Origin of the sequence: Pseudomonas protegens (assembly GCF_013407925.2) — a bacterium.
In the GTDB taxonomy this organism is placed as follows: domain Bacteria; phylum Pseudomonadota; class Gammaproteobacteria; order Pseudomonadales; family Pseudomonadaceae; genus Aquipseudomonas; species Aquipseudomonas fluorescens_AP.
The window spans coordinates 6,191,469-6,206,646 of record NZ_CP060201.1 but is presented as its reverse complement, the minus strand read 5'-3'; the positions used below and the strand labels follow the sequence as shown (position 1 = coordinate 6,206,646).

The 15,178-nt window shown below is 63.2% G+C and carries 15 protein-coding genes; 8 read left to right on the top strand and 7 right to left on the bottom strand.

The window, feature by feature from the left end; all coding sequences use genetic code 11:
* Positions 1-9 precede the first annotated feature (9 nt).
* Positions 10-1,320, top strand: a complete 1,311-nt coding sequence (locus GGI48_RS28715) for an MFS transporter (RefSeq protein WP_016968658.1) — start codon at positions 10-12, stop codon at positions 1,318-1,320.
* Between the two features lie 79 nt (positions 1,321-1,399).
* On the opposite strand, the gene GGI48_RS28710 is transcribed toward GGI48_RS28715, so the two are convergent.
* Both GGI48_RS28710 and GGI48_RS28705 read right to left on the bottom strand, forming a co-directional pair.
* A complete protein-coding gene (locus GGI48_RS28710) occupies positions 1,400-1,810 on the bottom strand; it encodes a hypothetical protein (protein ID WP_103741556.1) in 411 nt (136 codons plus the stop codon).
* A complete protein-coding gene (locus GGI48_RS28705) occupies positions 1,807-2,544 on the bottom strand; it encodes an SDR family oxidoreductase (protein ID WP_103741555.1) in 738 nt (245 codons plus the stop codon). Before GGI48_RS28705 ends, GGI48_RS28710 begins: the two co-directional genes overlap by 4 nt.
* 100 nt (positions 2,545-2,644) lie before the next feature.
* Here GGI48_RS28705 and GGI48_RS28700 point away from each other — a divergent pair, with 100 nt between their 5' ends.
* The 3 genes from GGI48_RS28700 to rarD all read left to right on the top strand — a co-directional run bounded on the left by GGI48_RS28700 (position 2,645) and on the right by rarD (position 5,861).
* Positions 2,645-3,544 carry a LysR family transcriptional regulator gene (locus GGI48_RS28700; protein ID WP_103741554.1) on the top strand — a complete coding sequence of 300 codons (900 nt, stop codon included), beginning with the start codon at positions 2,645-2,647 and terminating at the stop codon, positions 3,542-3,544.
* Between the two features lie 219 nt (positions 3,545-3,763).
* Positions 3,764-4,777, top strand: coding sequence for an aldo/keto reductase (locus GGI48_RS28695; RefSeq protein ID WP_016968662.1), 1,014 nt, complete (start codon positions 3,764-3,766; stop codon positions 4,775-4,777).
* A gap of 202 nt (positions 4,778-4,979) precedes the next feature.
* Complete coding sequence (rarD, locus tag GGI48_RS28690) at positions 4,980-5,861, top strand: EamA family transporter RarD (protein ID WP_179601272.1); 882 nt, start codon at positions 4,980-4,982, stop codon at positions 5,859-5,861.
* Positions 5,862-5,912: 51 nt separating this feature from the next.
* Here rarD and hpaR read toward each other — a convergent pair whose 3' ends face one another.
* The 3 genes from hpaR to GGI48_RS28675 all read right to left on the bottom strand — a co-directional run bounded on the left by hpaR (position 5,913) and on the right by GGI48_RS28675 (position 8,749).
* Positions 5,913-6,335 carry a homoprotocatechuate degradation operon regulator HpaR gene (gene hpaR / locus GGI48_RS28685; RefSeq protein WP_011061668.1) on the bottom strand — a complete coding sequence of 141 codons (423 nt, stop codon included), beginning with the start codon at positions 6,333-6,335 and terminating at the stop codon, positions 5,913-5,915.
* A 129-nt stretch (positions 6,336-6,464) separates the two neighbouring features.
* On the bottom strand, positions 6,465-7,541 hold the full coding sequence (gene hppD / locus GGI48_RS28680; protein ID WP_016968663.1) for a 4-hydroxyphenylpyruvate dioxygenase: 1,077 nt from the start codon (positions 7,539-7,541) through the stop codon (positions 6,465-6,467).
* A gap of 251 nt (positions 7,542-7,792) precedes the next feature.
* On the bottom strand, positions 7,793-8,749 hold the full coding sequence (locus GGI48_RS28675; protein WP_179601270.1) for a DMT family transporter: 957 nt from the start codon (positions 8,747-8,749) through the stop codon (positions 7,793-7,795).
* A gap of 85 nt (positions 8,750-8,834) precedes the next feature.
* Here GGI48_RS28675 and GGI48_RS28670 point away from each other — a divergent pair, with 85 nt between their 5' ends.
* From GGI48_RS28670 to GGI48_RS28660, 3 genes are all read left to right on the top strand, one after another.
* Positions 8,835-9,728, top strand: coding sequence for a LysR family transcriptional regulator (locus GGI48_RS28670; protein WP_179601268.1), 894 nt, complete (start codon positions 8,835-8,837; stop codon positions 9,726-9,728).
* 81 nt (positions 9,729-9,809) lie between these two features.
* Complete coding sequence (locus tag GGI48_RS28665; protein WP_179601266.1) at positions 9,810-11,348, top strand: EAL domain-containing protein; 1,539 nt, start codon at positions 9,810-9,812, stop codon at positions 11,346-11,348.
* Positions 11,349-11,592: 244 nt separating this feature from the next.
* Positions 11,593-11,958 carry a histone-like nucleoid-structuring protein, MvaT/MvaU family gene (locus GGI48_RS28660; protein ID WP_047304821.1) on the top strand — a complete coding sequence of 122 codons (366 nt, stop codon included), beginning with the start codon at positions 11,593-11,595 and terminating at the stop codon, positions 11,956-11,958.
* 250 nt (positions 11,959-12,208) lie between these two features.
* Here GGI48_RS28660 and GGI48_RS28655 read toward each other — a convergent pair whose 3' ends face one another.
* Positions 12,209-12,736, bottom strand: a complete 528-nt coding sequence (locus tag GGI48_RS28655; RefSeq protein ID WP_016968668.1) for a DUF4946 domain-containing protein — start codon at positions 12,734-12,736, stop codon at positions 12,209-12,211.
* 199 nt (positions 12,737-12,935) lie between these two features.
* Here GGI48_RS28655 and gloA point away from each other — a divergent pair, with 199 nt between their 5' ends.
* Positions 12,936-13,457: a lactoylglutathione lyase gene (gene gloA, locus GGI48_RS28650; RefSeq protein WP_016968669.1), complete on the top strand. Its 522-nt coding sequence runs from the start codon at positions 12,936-12,938 to the stop codon at positions 13,455-13,457.
* A 107-nt stretch (positions 13,458-13,564) separates the two neighbouring features.
* On the opposite strand, the gene ahpF is transcribed toward gloA, so the two are convergent.
* Positions 13,565-15,130, bottom strand: coding sequence for an alkyl hydroperoxide reductase subunit F (gene ahpF / locus GGI48_RS28645; RefSeq protein WP_179601264.1), 1,566 nt, complete (start codon positions 15,128-15,130; stop codon positions 13,565-13,567).
* Positions 15,131-15,178 lie beyond the last annotated feature (48 nt).

Below are 15,178 nucleotides of genomic sequence, written 5' to 3'. Positions count from 1 at the left end.
AGACACACCATGTCACAGAGCGCCGCTGCCACACTGGCCCAGGCTGACGACAAGAACGCCGTCTACAAGCGCATCACCCTGCGCCTGATCCCCTTCATTTTCGTCTGCTACCTGTTCAACTACCTCGACCGGGTCAACGTTGGCTTTGCCAAGCTGCAGATGCTCGATGCCCTGAAATTCAGCGAAACGGTCTACGGCCTGGGCGCCGGGATCTTCTTCATCGGCTACGTGCTGTGCGGCGTGCCGAGCAACCTGGCGCTGAACCGGTTCGGCCCGCGGCGCTGGATCGCGCTGATGATGATCACCTGGGGCACCCTGTCCACCTGCCTGCTGTTCGTCACCACGCCGACCCAGTTCTATACCCTGCGCCTGTTCACCGGGGCCGCCGAAGCCGGCTTCTTCCCCGGGGTGGTGCTGTACCTCTCGCAGTGGTTCCCGACCTTCCGCCGGGGCCGGATCATGGCCCTGTTCATGTCGGCGATCCCGGTGTCCGGCTTGCTCGGCAGCCCGTTTTCCGGCTGGATCCTCAACCATTTCGCCGCCGGGCAAGGCGGCCTCGCCGGCTGGCAGTGGATGTTCCTGCTGCAGGGCATTCCCACGGTGATCCTCGGCGCCCTGGCGTTCTTCCTGCTCAGCGACAGCTTCGCCCACGCCAAGTGGCTGTCCCCCGCTGAACGCGCGGTGCTGGAAGCGGACCAGGCCACGGACGCCGCCAACCAGCCGAAAACCGCCAGCGACTCCCTGACGGCCGTGTTCAAGAACCCGGCGATCTGGGCCTTCGGCCTGATCTACTTCTGCATCCAGAGCGGGGTCTACGCGATCAACTTCTGGCTGCCGTCGATCATCAAGAACCTGGGCTTTGCCGACAATCTGGTGATCGGCTGGCTGAGCGCGATTCCCTACCTGCTGGCGGCGGTGTTCATGCTGCTGGTGGGCCGTTCGGCGGACCTGCGCAAGGAGCGCCGCTGGCACCTTGTGGTGCCGATGCTGATGGGCGCCGTGGGCCTGCTGATCGCGGTGAATTTCGCCACCACCCCGGCCCTGGCCATCCTCGGCCTGACCCTCGCCACCATGGGCGCCCTCACCGGCCTGCCGATGTTCTGGCCGGTGCCCACCGCCCTGCTCAGCGCCGGCGCGGCGGCCGGTGGCCTGGCGCTGATCAACTCCATGGGCCAGATGGCCGGCTTCCTCAGCCCCTACCTGGTCGGTTGGGTCAAGGACAGCACCGGCTCCACCGATGCCGCGCTGTACCTGCTGGCCGGGGTGATTGTCGGCGGTAGCCTGCTGGCGCTGCGCATGACCCGCACCCTGAACCGCTAAGCCCCGGCACTAAACAGCCCCGGCAACGACAAAAAGCCCGTTCGAGCCTCTGCTCCAACGGGCTTTTTCATGGCGGGCCTCAGCTCGGCGCGCCACCTTGTCGGGCGTAGTCGTGGCTGATGCTCAACTCCCCCGCCGCCGGAGCATCCAGCTCCAGCACCAGGCCGCCGGGCAAGCGCACGAAGATCTGCCAGATGCCGTCTTCCGGCACCTGCGCCACTTGATGCTCCAGGCCACTGGCTTGCACCCGCCGCAACACGGCTGCGGCCGCCTCCTGGGTGCTGAAGGCGATGTGGCTCAGTTGCGGCTCGGGGCTATCGGCCTGTTCGATGACGTGGACCAGCGCCTGCCGCTCCTGATACAGCCAGCGTCCGGGAAAGGGAAACGGTGGACGCCGCCCCCTTTGCAGCCCCAGCAAGTCGGCGAACGCCGCCTGCAGCGCCTCGCCCTCGGCGACGTTGAACGCCAGATGGTCGAAGCGCCAGTTCACAGCAGGCCACCGCCATCGACGTCGATCAGGCTGCCGCTGATAAAGCCGTTTTCCATGGCCAGGATAAAGGCCGCGGCGATGTCGTCCGGCTGGCCGACACGGCCCACCGGCAGGCTGGCGGCGGTGCGCGCGAACATCGCCTGACGCGCCTCCTCGGACATTCCGGCATAGGCTTCGGTAGCGGTGACCCCGGGGCTGATGACATTCACCCGGCGCGGCGCCAGCTCCTTGGCCAGGTGCTTGCCCAGGGCTTCCAGCGCGGCGTTGAGGGTGGTCTTGAGCACTTGCCCGGGGACCATTTTGCGCGACAGCAGGCCCGAGGTCAGGCTGATGCTGCCCTGGGGCGCGAGCGTCGGCAGCGCCGCCTGGACTGCGCGCCACACGCCCCAGAACTTCACCTCGAAGGCCCGCTGGGCATCCAGCAGGTCGGTGTCGGCCAGGGGCTTGGCGCTGATCGCCGGACCGGCGCTGATCACCAGATGGTCAAAGGCGCCCACGGCGTCGAACAGATCGCGGACGCTGGCGGCATCGGTGATGTCCACGGCGAGGCTGCGGGCCGACACCGATGCCGGCAACTGCGCCTGCTGGCGTTGCAGGGCTTCGAGGCTGCGCCCGGCCAGCACCACCCGGGCGCCGCGGGCGGCGGCCTGACGCGCCACCGCCGCGCCAATGCCGCTGCCGGCGCCGATCACCACCACGGTCTGCCGGGACAAGCTTGAGTTGGAAAAAGTCATTGCGATCACCTGCTGCGATTGAAAGTGATTGCATCTTCCCAGCTTGCCAATCGAGGAAAAATCCCGCTAAAACGCAAAGATCTTTAAAGGATTTTTACTAATGAGCTCGATCCTCGATCTGGAAATCTTCGTGCGCACCGCCGACTCCGGAAGCATTTCCGCCGCCGCCCGCTCCCTGGGCATGACGGCCGCTGCGGCCAGCATTGCCCTCAAGCGCCTGGAAACCCGCCTCGGCAGCCGCCTGCTGGCGCGCTCCACCCGCAGCATGCGTTTGACCGAGGAAGGCCGGCGCTACCTGGACAGCGTGCGCCTGGCCCTGGCCACCCTGGAGGACGGTGAACAGGCACTCAAGCAGCAGAGCCAGGGCCTGGCCGGTGTGCTGCAACTGTCGGCGCCCTCGGATTTCGGGCGCAACGCGCTGCTGCCCTGGCTCGATGAATTCAGGGCCGAACACCCGCAATTGCGCCTGCAACTGCGGCTCAACGATCGCCATGCCGACCTGTTCCGCGAGGCCGTGGATGTGGCCCTGCGCTTTGGCGTGCCCGCGGACTCAAGCCTGGTGGCCCTGCCGATCCTGCCCGAGCATCGGCGCGTGGCCTGCGCCAGCCCGGCTTATCTGGCCCGTTGCGGCATCCCGCAGTCGCCCGAGGAGCTGTCGCAGCACAGCGCCCTGCTCTACTTGCGCAACGACCGGCCCTATGACAGCTGGCGCTTCAGCCGCGGCGACGACACCCGCGAGGTGCCGGTGCGCGGCGACTACCTGTGCGACGACGGCGAAGTGGCCCGGCGCTGGGCCCTGGCCGGCCACGGCATTGTCTACAAGGCCCGGCTGGATGTGGCCGAGGACATCCGCGCCGGGCGCCTGGTGCCGCTGCTCGGCGACTGGCAAGGGGAACTGGCGCCGTTCAATCTGCTGTGTCCCCATCGCCTGCAGGTTTCTGAGCGGGTGCGCCTGCTGCACAGCTTTGTGCTGCAGCGCTGTCGGGCGCTGTGCCCCTGACCAGCACCGGCCCGGGGCGGCTGGCCGCTGCGCGGTTCGCCGGCAAGCCGGCTCCTACGCAAAGTCCTGGCAGGCGATCTCATGGGCCTCTTCGCCGAAAAGCCGGCCCCGGCGAGGAGGCGCCATTCAGGCATTGCGCAAGCCCGGCGTTGTGGTATTTGATGGTCGCCCCCGTGGCCGGAAATGCCCGGCCACCCCTCTAGCACAAGGATTTCGCCCATGAGCTATCGCATCCTCGGCCATTCCGGTCTCAAGGTTTCCACCCTGACCCTGGGCACCATGATGTTCGGCGAGCAGACCAGCACCGAAGACTCGCTGCGCATCATCGACAAGGCTTGGGACCAGGGGATCAATTTCATCGACACCGCCGACGTCTACACCCAGGGCCGCTCCGAGGAGATCGTCGGCGAGGCCATCGCCCGCCACCGCCATGAGTGGGTGCTGGCGTCCAAGGTGGGCTTCGGCCCGGTGGACGGCCTGCCCAACCGCAGCGGCTTGAGCCGCAAGCACATCTTCAACGGCATCGAGGCCAGCCTGACCCGCCTGGGCACCGACTACCTGGACATCTACTACCTGCACCGCGAGGACCACAACACCCCGCTGGAGGTGAGCATCTCGGCCATCGGCGACCTGCTGCGCCAGGGCAAGATCCGCTACTGGGGCCTGTCCAACTACCGGGGCTGGCGGATCGCCGAGGCCATTCGCGTGGCCGACCAGCTGGGGGTGGACCGCCCGGTGATCAGCCAGCCGCTGTACAACATCGTCAACCGTCAGGCCGAGGCCGAGCAGATCACCGCCGCCAAGGCCTATGGCCTGGGCGTGGTGCCCTACAGCCCGCTGGCCCGGGGCGTGCTCAGCGGCAAGTACGCACCGGACGTGGCCCCGGACAGCGCCAGCCGCGCCGGGCGCCAGGACAAGCGCATCCTGGAAACCGAGTGGCGGGTGGAATCCCTGCGCATCGCCCAGCAGATCCAGGCCTACGCCCAGGGTCGCGGGGTCGATATCGTCGAGTTCGCCATCGCCTGGGTACTGAACAACCAGGCGGTGAGCTCGGCGATTGTCGGCCCGCGCACCGAGGCCCAGTGGGATGCCTACACCCGGGCCCTGGCGGTGCAGATCAGCGCCGAGGACGAAGCCTTCATCGACGCCCTGGTGAGTCCGGGGCATGCCTCGACCCCGGGCTTCAATGATGTCGGCCACTTCGTTTCGGGTCGTTTTCCGCACCTGGGCTGAACCGCGCCGGTGGCGATGCAAAGCGGCGCGCCACCGGCCTCGGGCTCGACCGGTGGTGCTGCAGGTTGGCCATAATCGAGAAAAATTCCCGCTGCGATGGCGCAATCAGAGCAAAATTCTTGCGCTCAACCCTCTATATTCCCCCCTCGCCTCTCCCCCCTATTTCTATGTGTCCCGAGCGTTCGGGTATTACGAGGACAGTGTGTCTAAAGGAATCGCGTTATCGGTCCTGGCGTCGGTGCTGTTTGCCGTCATGTATTTCTACACCTCGCTGCTGGCGCCCCTGACCGGGGTGGAGATCTTCGGCTGGCGCATGCTGCTGACCCTGCCGTGCATGACCCTGTTCATGATCCTCAGCGGCGAGTGGCACCGGGTCGGCCAGGTGCTGCGCCAGGTGGCAAGTAAACCGCTGCTGAGCCTGGCGCTGCTGCTGTCGGCGGCCCTGGTGGGGGTGCAGCTCTGGCTGTTCATGTGGGCGCCGCTCAACGGCTACAGCCTGGATGTGTCCCTGGGTTATTTCCTGCTGCCGCTGACCATGGTCCTGACCGGGCACATCGTCTATGGCGAGCGTCTGTCGCGCTTGCAGAAGGTCGCCACGCTGCTGGCCTGCCTCGGGGTGCTCAACGAGCTGTATCAGGTGGGCAGTTTTTCCTGGGCGACCCTGGTGGTGGCTTTGGGTTACCCGGTGTATTTCGTCCTGCGCCGGCGCCTGGGCACCGATCACCTGGGCGGCCTGTGGCTGGACATGGCGCTGCTGATCCCGGCGGCATTGTGGTTCGTGCAAGGCGGCGAACAGGGATTTGCCGTGGTCGACAGCCATCCCGGCCTGTACCTGCTGATTCCGCTGCTGGGGGTGATCAGCGCCTCGGCGCTGGCGTGCTACGTCATCGCCAGCCGCTTGCTGGCCTTCAGCCTGTTCGGCCTGCTCAGTTATGTGGAGCCGGTGTTGCTGCTGTTGGTCGCCCTGCTGCTGGGGGAAAGCATCAAGGCCGGGGAATGGCTGACCTACATACCGGTGTGGCTGGCGGTGCTGGTGCTGGTGCTCGAAGGGGTCAAGCACCTGCTGCGCCAACGCCGCAGCTGATCGACGGGCCGGCACGGGCACAGATGCAACAGGTTCCGGCGTGGCTGGGGTTCAGGGCTTGATTTGCTTGAGTTCATTGAGCAGGGCCAGCAAGGCCTGCATCTTGTCTTCACCAAATTGCTGCTGGATTTTCTGGTAGTTGATTTCCATGTCGCCGCTCATGGATTCGAAACAGGCCTGGCCCTTGTCGGTCAGGGTGATGAACAGGCGGCGCTGGTCTTCCGGGGATTTGCGCCGGCTGACGTACTGGTCGCGCTCCAGGCGGGTCAGTACCCCGGTCATGCTCGGCGGCAGGATGCAGGCCATCTTCGCCAGCTGGTGGCTCTCCAGCTCGCCGTTCTGGCGCAGGATGCGGATCACCCGCCACTGCTGCTCGGTCAAGTCGTGCTGGTTCAGCGAGGGGCGGAAAAACGCCATGGCGGCCTCACGGGCCTGCAGCAGGGTCAGGGTCAGGGAAGGTCTGGGTGTGTTCATCAAGGCGTCGGTCGAGGGCTGGGAAACAGAGGCGGGAACATTAACACATTCACTATCGCCAGCCGACAGGCAAAACAAAGCCCGATCAGGCGGGGCCTGATCGGGCTCTGGGGTCAAGCCTGCCGAGGGTTACTCGGTGGCCAGTACACCGCGACGCACCTGGTCGCGTTCGATCGATTCGAACAGTGCCTTGAAGTTGCCTTCACCGAATCCGTCGTCACCTTTGCGCTGGATGAATTCGAAGAACACCGGGCCCATCAGGGTTTCCGAGAAGATCTGCAGCAGCAGGCGCTTGTCGCCGGCCTCCGAGGAACCGTCCAGCAGGATGCCCCGGGCTTGCAGCTCCTTGACCGGCTCGCCGTGGTTCGGCAGGCGGCCTTCGAGCATTTCGTAGTAGGTGTCCGGCGGCGCGGTCATGAAGCGCATGCCGATCTTCTTCAGCGCGTCCCAGGTCTTGACCAGGTCGTCGGTGAGGAAGGCCACGTGCTGGATGCCCTCGCCGTTGAACTGCATCAGGAACTCTTCGATCTGCCCGGCGCCCTTGGACGATTCTTCGTTCAGCGGGATGCGGATCATGCCGTCCGGGGCGGTCATGGCCTTGGAGGTCAGGCCGGTGTATTCGCCCTTGATGTCGAAGTAGCGGATCTCGCGGAAGTTGAACAGCTTCTCGTAGAAACCGGCCCAGTAGGCCATGCGCCCGCGGTACACGTTGTGGGTCAGGTGGTCGATGATCTTCAGGCCGGCGCCCTGTGGGTTGCGGTCCACGCCTTCGAGGAACACGAAGTCGATGTCGTAGATCGAGCTGCCTTCGCCGAAACGGTCGATCAGGTACAGCGGCGCGCCACCGATGCCCTTGATCGCCGGCAGGTTGAGTTCCATCGGGCCGGTTTCAATGTGAATCGGCTGGGCGCCCAGTTCCAGGGCGCGCTTGTAGGCCTTCTGCGAATCCTTGACCCGGAACGCCATGCCGCACACCGACGGACCGTGTTCGGCGGCGAAGTACGAGGCGACGCTGTGGGGTTCGTTGTTGAGGATCAGGTTGATCGCACCCTGGCGATACAGATGCACGTCTTTTGAACGATGGGTCGCGACTTTGGTGAAACCCATGATCTCGAAGATCGGTTCGAGGGTGTTGGGGGTGGGCGATGCGAATTCGATGAATTCAAAGCCCATCAGGCCCATCGGGTTTTCGAAGATATCTGCCATGGTTGGCGCCTCATCATATTTTTAGAATTAACGGATCGTTAGTTGCTATCAATGCTGAGGAACGAAGGTGGCGCGCAAGAGATGCCTCGCACGCTGCGGGCGAGGAAGTCACCGTAGATCAGTTGAAACCCGAGAATCTTCATGTCGACCCTGTGTTACAGGCTGGGGGGCGAGGCTTCTGCTGCCAGAAGACTTTATTATTGTATGCGTAACCGGATTCTACACAGCGTAAAAGCCTTTGTCCGCATTCTCTATAAAATCGCCTTTTTTGCCCGGCCCGCAAGGGGTTTGTTGCACTGGTAGATGCCGCCCAGAATCAGCACCGCGCCCAACCCCATCACCAGGCTCAACTGCTCCCCCAGCAGCAGCGCGCCGAGCATCAGCGCGGTCAGCGGATTGAGGGCGATGAACACCCCGGAACGGGTGGCGCCGATGCGCCGCAGCCCGTCGTAGTACCCGATATAGGCCAGCGCCGAGCCCAGTACGCCCAGGTACAAAAGGCTCAGGCCCTGGACCGGGCTCAGCCGGGCGATGGCCGGCAGGTCGAACTCGCCACGCAGCCAGGTCGCGCTGCACAGCATCAGGGTGCCCAGCAGGATCGAGTAGGTGACGGTCTGCAAGGGCCCCAGACGCCGGTTGAGGTCCCTGGACAACAGCGAGTACAGGCCCCAGCCCAGGACGCAGCCGAGGATCAGCAGATCGCCGCGCCAACCGCCGGAGCGGGTCGTCAGCGCTGCGGGATCACGGCTGCAGATCACCAATGCGGCGCCACTCAAACACAGCACGATACCCAGCAGTTGGCGCCGGCTCAGGCGCTCCTTGAACAGCGCCCAGGCCCCCAGGGCAATCACCGCCGGATTGAGTGCCACGATCAACGAAGCGCGTGAGGCGCTGACCTGTTGCAGGCCAAGGAAGAAACACAGGTTGTAGAAAAAAATCCCGCAGAACCCCAGCAGCGCCAACTGGCCGAACTGGCGGAGGCTGGGACGTACCAGAGGAATGCGCGCCACGGCCATGAAACCGAGCAAGGCCAGGCTGGCGAGAACGAAGCGCAGGCTGGCCAGCAGCAATGGCGAGAGCCCGCCAACCAGATACCGCCCGGCGACAAAGGTGCCGCCCCAGATCATGGTGACCGCCGCCAATTTGCAATAGACCGCCAGGTCCTGGTGCCTGGCGTTCAAGGGGCCGTTGATACTGCTGTCGCTCATGGTCGTGATGCTCTGGGTTCGTGGGTTTGTGCCGCCGGGATATTCTTTGTCTAATGATCGATCATCGTAAAATGAGCTTTTACTCATGACCCTGACCCAATTGGACATCTTTTCCCGGGTGGCCGAGCTTGCCGGTTTCACCGCTGCCGCCACGCGCCTGGGCATCAGCCAGTCGGCGGTTTCCCACGCCATCAAGTCCCTGGAACAGGAACTGGGGGTGGAGCTGTTCCGCCGCCATCAGGCCCAGGTCGAGCTCACCGATATCGGGCGCCAGCTGCTGCTGCGGGCCCGGGCCATGCTGGGGCTGGCCGCGACCCTGGAACAGGAGGCCGCCGATGCCCGGGGCATGAAGCGCGGCACCCTGCGCATCGGCTCGTTCGGCCCCACCTCCTCCACGCGCCTGCTGCCGCGCATCCTTGAGGAGTACCGCCAGGAGTACCCGGGGATCGAGGTGCACATCGACGAGGGGCCGGACCGGCAGGTCCTGCAATGGCTGGAGGAACGGCGGATCGACCTGGGTTTCGTGGTGCTGCCCGAGGAGCGTTTCGACACCTTCGCCCTGCTGGAGGACCAACTGGTGGCGCTGATTCCCGCGACCCATGCCCTGGCTGGGGAGCCGCAGGTGCGCCTGGATCAGCTGTGCCACGACCCGTTCGTGCTGACCGAGGCCGGCTCGGCGGAACTGGTGTCACGCTTGTTCGTCGGTGCCGGCTTGCGCCCCAACATCCGCTACCGCAGCTCGCAGTTGCTCAGCACCCTGGAAACCGTGGCCCGGGGCGAGGCCCTGAGCATCCTGGCCGAACTGTCGCTGCCACCGCGCACGGATGCCCGCTATGTCAGCAAAGCCCTATCGCCGCCGGTGCGGCGCCAGGTGGGGATTGCCGTGCTCGATCAGCGCCAGTCGTCGCCGGCGACCCTGGCCTTCATTCGCCACGCGCAACGCCTGTATGGTCGGACAAAGCCGTCTATCCTGCGGTGATCGAAACACGCCACAAGACCGTCGCGCACGCGGTCACGGTCGGATGTCCAAGCCTCCCCTCCTCTGCCACAGGTCCGATCCATGCCCCTGACCGCCAAAGGTCCGCTGAAGCGCTCTACCCGTACCCTCTGGACCTTGCTGGCGATTGTCCTGCCGATTGGGCTGGGGGCCGTGATCCTCTATGCCCAGGCTGAACGAGCCCTGGAACGCAGCAGCCTGGAAACCGCCGAAGAAGCCATTCGCCAGTTCGACCTGATGTTGGACAACACCGATATCGCCGCCAGGGCGCTGCTGCCTCTGGTGGGCCAGGATTGCGACGCCACGCGGCAACTGGCCCTGCGCGATCAGGTCACCCGCCGGCCCTTCGTGCGCTCGACCAACCTGGTGTGGCGCAACAGCAACTATTGCAGCTCGTTGCTGGGCAGTTACGCGGTGCCCCTCGATCCCCGGGATTATGTGGCTGGCCGACTCTGGCTGATGAACGGCAACCCCATCACGCCCAATACGGCGTTGCTGGTCTACCGCTGGAGTGAGGGCGATGGCGCGGTCCTGGCCACCATCGACGGCTATCACCTGGCCAACGCGCTGCGTCTGATCAGCCGCTTTGCCTACCTGCAATTGCAGGTGGGCGCGCACTGGCTGTCCAGCGACGGCCAGGTCCACGATGGCGCGGCGCCCGAGGCGGCGGTGGCCAGCCAGCAGTTGAACTCGGCGCGCTATCCCTACAGCGTCAGCGCCGGCTTTGCCGAGGGGGATGTCTGGCACTACATGAAAGGCCAGTACCCGGCGCTATTTGGCCTGCTGGTGTTCCTCGGTGCCGCCACCGGCGTCCTCGCCCACTGGCTGCAGAAGCGCTCCGCCTCCCCCAGCCAGGAGCTGCGCCGGGCGTTGGAGGCCCAGGAGTTCATTGCCTATTTCCAGCCCGTGGTACGCGGCGACAGCCTGCAATGGGCCGGGGTTGAAGTGCTGATGCGCTGGCAACACCCCAAGGAGGGGCTGGTGCGTCCTGATCTGTTCATTCCCTTTGCCGAGCATTCCGGGCTGATCGTGCCCATGACCCGCTCGCTGATGCAGCAGACCCGGCAAGCCCTGGCGCCCCATGCCGGGCACTTCAGCGATGGCTTTCATATCGGCATCAACATCACAGCCAGTCACTGCCACGATCTGCAGTTGCTGGACGACTGTCGAGAATTCCTCGCCGCCTTTGCGCCCGGCAAGGTGATTCTGGTGCTGGAGCTGACCGAGCGCGAGTTGATCGAACCCACGGCCATCACCCAACAGCTGTTTGCCGCCCTGCACGAACTGGGCGTGATGATCGCCATCGACGACTTCGGCACCGGGCATTCCAGCCTGGCTTATCTGCGTCAGTTCAATGTCGACTACTTGAAGATCGATCAAAGCTTCGTGGCCATGATCGGTGCCGATGCGCTGTCCCTGCATATACTCGACAGCATTATCCAACTCTCGGCCAAACTCGATCTGGGTATAGTCGCCGAAGGCATAGAAACCGCAGAACAGCGCGACTATCTGGTCGCGCAAGGGGTGGATTTCCTACAGGGTTATTTATTTGGCCGACCGATGCCCAGTAGTGAATTTGTTGCCGTTCTAGCGCGCCATTAAATAGCCATGTCAGAACAACAAGTACTCGAATCGACAACTCGAAAAGCGCAGCAATTTGAATCAATCGACCCATACCGAGGCAAACAAGAACAACCTGATTTACTCCGCCGCCATTAACTACTACAATTTTTCACGCCTGTTCAAGATTCACAGGTAGGCCACTTAATCGAACCTTAATCGGCTCATGGCTTATAGCTTTGTTTGTGGTTTGTATCAGCCAAAATAGACTATTGGAGTGAAGATATTGTCCAGACTTGCTGAATTTCGTGCTGCAGAAAAAGCACTTCAAGAACAGCTCGCGCAGCTTGAATCCCTGAAGAATGACGCCGGACTCAAAAAGGAAATCGAGTTCGAAGAGAAGCTCCAGGCCCTGATGAAAACCTATGACAAGAGCCTGCGTGACATCATCGCGATCCTTGATCCGAACCTGGGCAAAACCGGCCTGCCACCGGCCAACGCCCCTAAACAGCGGCGCGCGCGCGTGGTCAAGGTTTATCAGAACCCGCACACCGGCGAACTGATTGAAACCAAAGGCGGCAACCATCGCGGCCTGAAAGCCTGGAAAGAACAGTATGGCGCCGCCACTGTAGATTCCTGGCTGCGCGCTTGAACAAAGCCGCAACCTGAAAAAGGCCCTGCATATGCAGGGCTTTTTACATTGATAAGAATATTCTTATTACGGCCTGCATCTAAGACCGCCTTCAACACGGAGAACCGGTATTTTTCAGCGCGCCCGACGACTGCAAGCCCACCCGGGATTGTCTCTTGCAACAACAGACCCAGTACAACTTAGGGCTTAATACCTCTGCGTTAACCCGCCCTCGACATGGGAAAGCAAACCGACAGCTTCAGATTTTTCGTCAAAGTTTAAGGCTATTTCGTACAGCCAGTATTTCGTCCCGACTATCAGCATAAGCCTGTGCCTGGCCGGCGTATGAAAGTACATAAGCCTTATTCCCATCCACAGCGGCCACCAATGTTTGCGACAGCACATGCCGGCCATTTTGAGTAATGGTGCAAGTGGTCTCCAGGGCCTCCAGCCGACTCAACTGCGCCGGATGAATCTTGTTACAGACACTCTGATAACCGCCTCGGGCAAAGTCCTTCTGCACGGATTTGCGCATCTCCAGTAATACCCCCTGAAGATTGACTACATGCCCGCTGTCGACTTGCGTCATGGTCAACTCCATGACCATCTGCGGATTGCCGGCGGCATCGCTTTTCACTGCCCGTTGGCGGGAAACCTCGGCTGCCTGATCGCCCTCTTGCACAGGCACCGGCTCCACCGTCCAACCCTGCGGCCAGGCGACTTGCGGCGCGGCCTGGGCAAAGCCGGCAAACGCCAGCAGCAACAGGGCCGCGACCCGGGGATTGAGCGATTCGATCATGGATTGACACACCAGGAAAATGGACCTGGAAGTCTGAGCCCGACGCCAGGAATGGGCAATAGATCAGGAGCTTTGGGTTTGGCGTCAGGGCTTCCGGTTGCGTATCATTGCCCGACCCCAACGACGCCTGAACCCTTGCCAGACAAGGGCTGGCTGGCTCTTGCGAACAACCTTTGCCGCACTTTTTCCTGGAGGGCCCATGAGCCTCGAACAACTCAACACTTTCCCCGGCGTGACCGCTCAACCGGATGCGGCGACCGCACGCTTCGTGTTCAACCACACCATGTTGCGGGTCAAGGACATCACCCGCTCCCTGGACTTCTACACCCGGGTCCTGGGCTTCTCCCTGGTGGAGAAACGCGACTTTCCCGAAGCCGAGTTCAGCCTGTACTTCCTCGCCCTGGTGGACAAGGCGCAGATCCCGACGGACGCCGCAGCCCGTACCGAATGGATGAAATCCATCCCTGGCATCCTCGAACTGACCCATAACCACGGCACCGAAAACGATCCGGACTTCGCCTACCACAACGGCAACAGCGACCCGCGGGGCTTTGGCCACATCTGCATCTCGGTGCCGGACATCGTTGCCGCCTGCGAACGTTTCGAAGCCCTGGGCTGCGACTTTCAAAAACGCCTGAACGACGGCCGCATGAAGAGCCTGGCCTTCATCAAGGACCCGGACGGCTACTGGGTCGAAATCATCCAGCCGGCCCCGCTGTAACCCAGTTTGCGCAGGAGCCCGCTCCCAGACACAGCGCACCCCCTGCAAAACGGCAATAAAAAACCCCATGAGCGCAGGCTCATGGGGTTTTGTTTTTCCAGTGCCGGTTATGCCGGGGCTGAAGTGCGGATCAAGTGGTCGAACGCGCTCAGGGAAGCCTTGGCGCCCTCGCCCACCGCAATCACGATCTGCTTGTACGGCACCGTGGTCACGTCGCCGGCGGCGAACACCCCCGGCAGCGAAGTCTCGCCACGGGCATCGACGATGATTTCGCCACGGGGCGACAGTTCCACCGTGCCCTTGAGCCAATCGGTGTTGGGCAACAGACCGATCTGCACAAAGATGCCTTCCAGGTCCACCGTGTGGAACTCACCCGAGTCACGATCCTTGTAGGCCAGGCCGGTGACCTTCTGCCCGTCGCCCTTCACTTCACTGGTCAGGGCACTGGTGATGACCTTGACGTTGGGCAGGCTGTAGAGCTTGCGCTGCAACACCGCATCGGCCCGCAGCTTGCTGTCGAACTCAAGCAGGGTCACGTGGCTGACGATACCCGCCAGGTCGATGGCGGCTTCGACGCCGGAGTTGCCGCCGCCGATCACCGCCACGCGCTTGCCTTTAAACAGCGGACCGTCGCAGTGCGGGCAGAAGCACACGCCCCTGGCCTTGTATTCCTGCTCGCCGGGCACGCCCATTTCACGCCAGCGGGCACCGGTGGCCAGGATCACCGACTTGGCCTTGAGGCTGGCACCGCTTTCGAACTGGATCTCGTGCAGGCCGCCGACCTCCTTGGCCGGCACCAGGGCGCTGGCACGCTGCAGGTTCATGATGTCGACGTCGTACTGCTTGACGTGTTCCTCCAGCGCCGCCGCCAGTTTCGGCCCCTCGGTCTCTTGCACCGAGACAAAGTTCTCGATGGCCATGGTGTCCAGCACCTGGCCGCCGAAACGTTCGGCGGCGACCCCGGTACGAATGCCTTTGCGCGCGGCGTAGATGGCTGCCGAAGCCCCAGCCGGACCACCGCCGACCACCAGCACATCAAAGGCCTCTTTGGCGTTGAGCTTCTGCGCCTGCTTGTGCACCGCACCGGTGTCGAGCTTGGCGAGGATCTCCTCCAGGCCCATGCGGCCCTGACCGAAGTTCACGCCGTTGAGGTAGATGCTTGGCACCGCCATCACCTTGCGCTCATCGACTTCGGCCTGGAACAGCGCGCCGTCAATGGCCACGTGGCGGATATTGGGGTTGAGCACCGCCATCAGGTTCAGCGCCTGGACCACGTCCGGGCAGTTCTGGCAGGACAGCGAGAAGTAGGTTTCAAAATTGAACTCGCCCTTGAGCGAGCGGATCTGCTCGATCACCTCGGCACTGGCTTTGGAGGGGTGACCACCGACTTGCAGCAGGGCCAGCACCAGGGAGGTGAATTCGTGGCCCATGGGGATACCGGCGAAACGCAGGCTGATATCACCGCCCGGGCGATTCAACGAGAACGACGGCTTGCGCGCATCGGTGCCGTTGTCGAGCAAGGTAATCTGGTTGGAAAGACTGACAATGTCTTTGAGTAACGCAAGCATTTCCTGGGATTTCGCACCGTCGTCGAGGGAAGCGACGATCTCGATCGGCTGGGTGACCCGTTCCAGGTAAGACTTCAACTGAGCTTTAAGATTGGCGTCCAACATACGGGCGATTTCCTATTGATTCGGTATAAAAAACAACGCCCGGGCGAA

Excerpts from the sequence above, each read along its gene's own strand:
- GGI48_RS28715 (WP_016968658.1), top strand. The coding sequence starts at position 10 with ATGTCACAGAGCGCCGCTGCCACACTGGCCCAGGCTGACGACAAGAAC.
- GGI48_RS28705 (WP_103741555.1), bottom strand. The coding sequence starts at position 2,544 with ATGACTTTTTCCAACTCAAGCTTGTCCCGGCAGACCGTGGTGGTGATC.
- GGI48_RS28700 (WP_103741554.1), top strand. The coding sequence starts at position 2,645 with ATGAGCTCGATCCTCGATCTGGAAATCTTCGTGCGCACCGCCGACTCC.
- GGI48_RS28695 (WP_016968662.1), top strand. The coding sequence starts at position 3,764 with ATGAGCTATCGCATCCTCGGCCATTCCGGTCTCAAGGTTTCCACCCTG.
- hpaR (WP_011061668.1), bottom strand. The coding sequence starts at position 6,335 with ATGAACACACCCAGACCTTCCCTGACCCTGACCCTGCTGCAGGCCCGT.
- hppD (WP_016968663.1), bottom strand. The coding sequence starts at position 7,541 with ATGGCAGATATCTTCGAAAACCCGATGGGCCTGATGGGCTTTGAATTC.
- GGI48_RS28675 (WP_179601270.1), bottom strand. The coding sequence starts at position 8,749 with ATGAGCGACAGCAGTATCAACGGCCCCTTGAACGCCAGGCACCAGGAC.
- GGI48_RS28670 (WP_179601268.1), top strand. The coding sequence starts at position 8,835 with ATGACCCTGACCCAATTGGACATCTTTTCCCGGGTGGCCGAGCTTGCC.
- GGI48_RS28665 (WP_179601266.1), top strand. The coding sequence starts at position 9,810 with ATGCCCCTGACCGCCAAAGGTCCGCTGAAGCGCTCTACCCGTACCCTC.
- GGI48_RS28655 (WP_016968668.1), bottom strand. The coding sequence starts at position 12,736 with ATGATCGAATCGCTCAATCCCCGGGTCGCGGCCCTGTTGCTGCTGGCG.
- gloA (WP_016968669.1), top strand. The coding sequence starts at position 12,936 with ATGAGCCTCGAACAACTCAACACTTTCCCCGGCGTGACCGCTCAACCG.
- ahpF (WP_179601264.1), bottom strand. The coding sequence starts at position 15,130 with ATGTTGGACGCCAATCTTAAAGCTCAGTTGAAGTCTTACCTGGAACGG.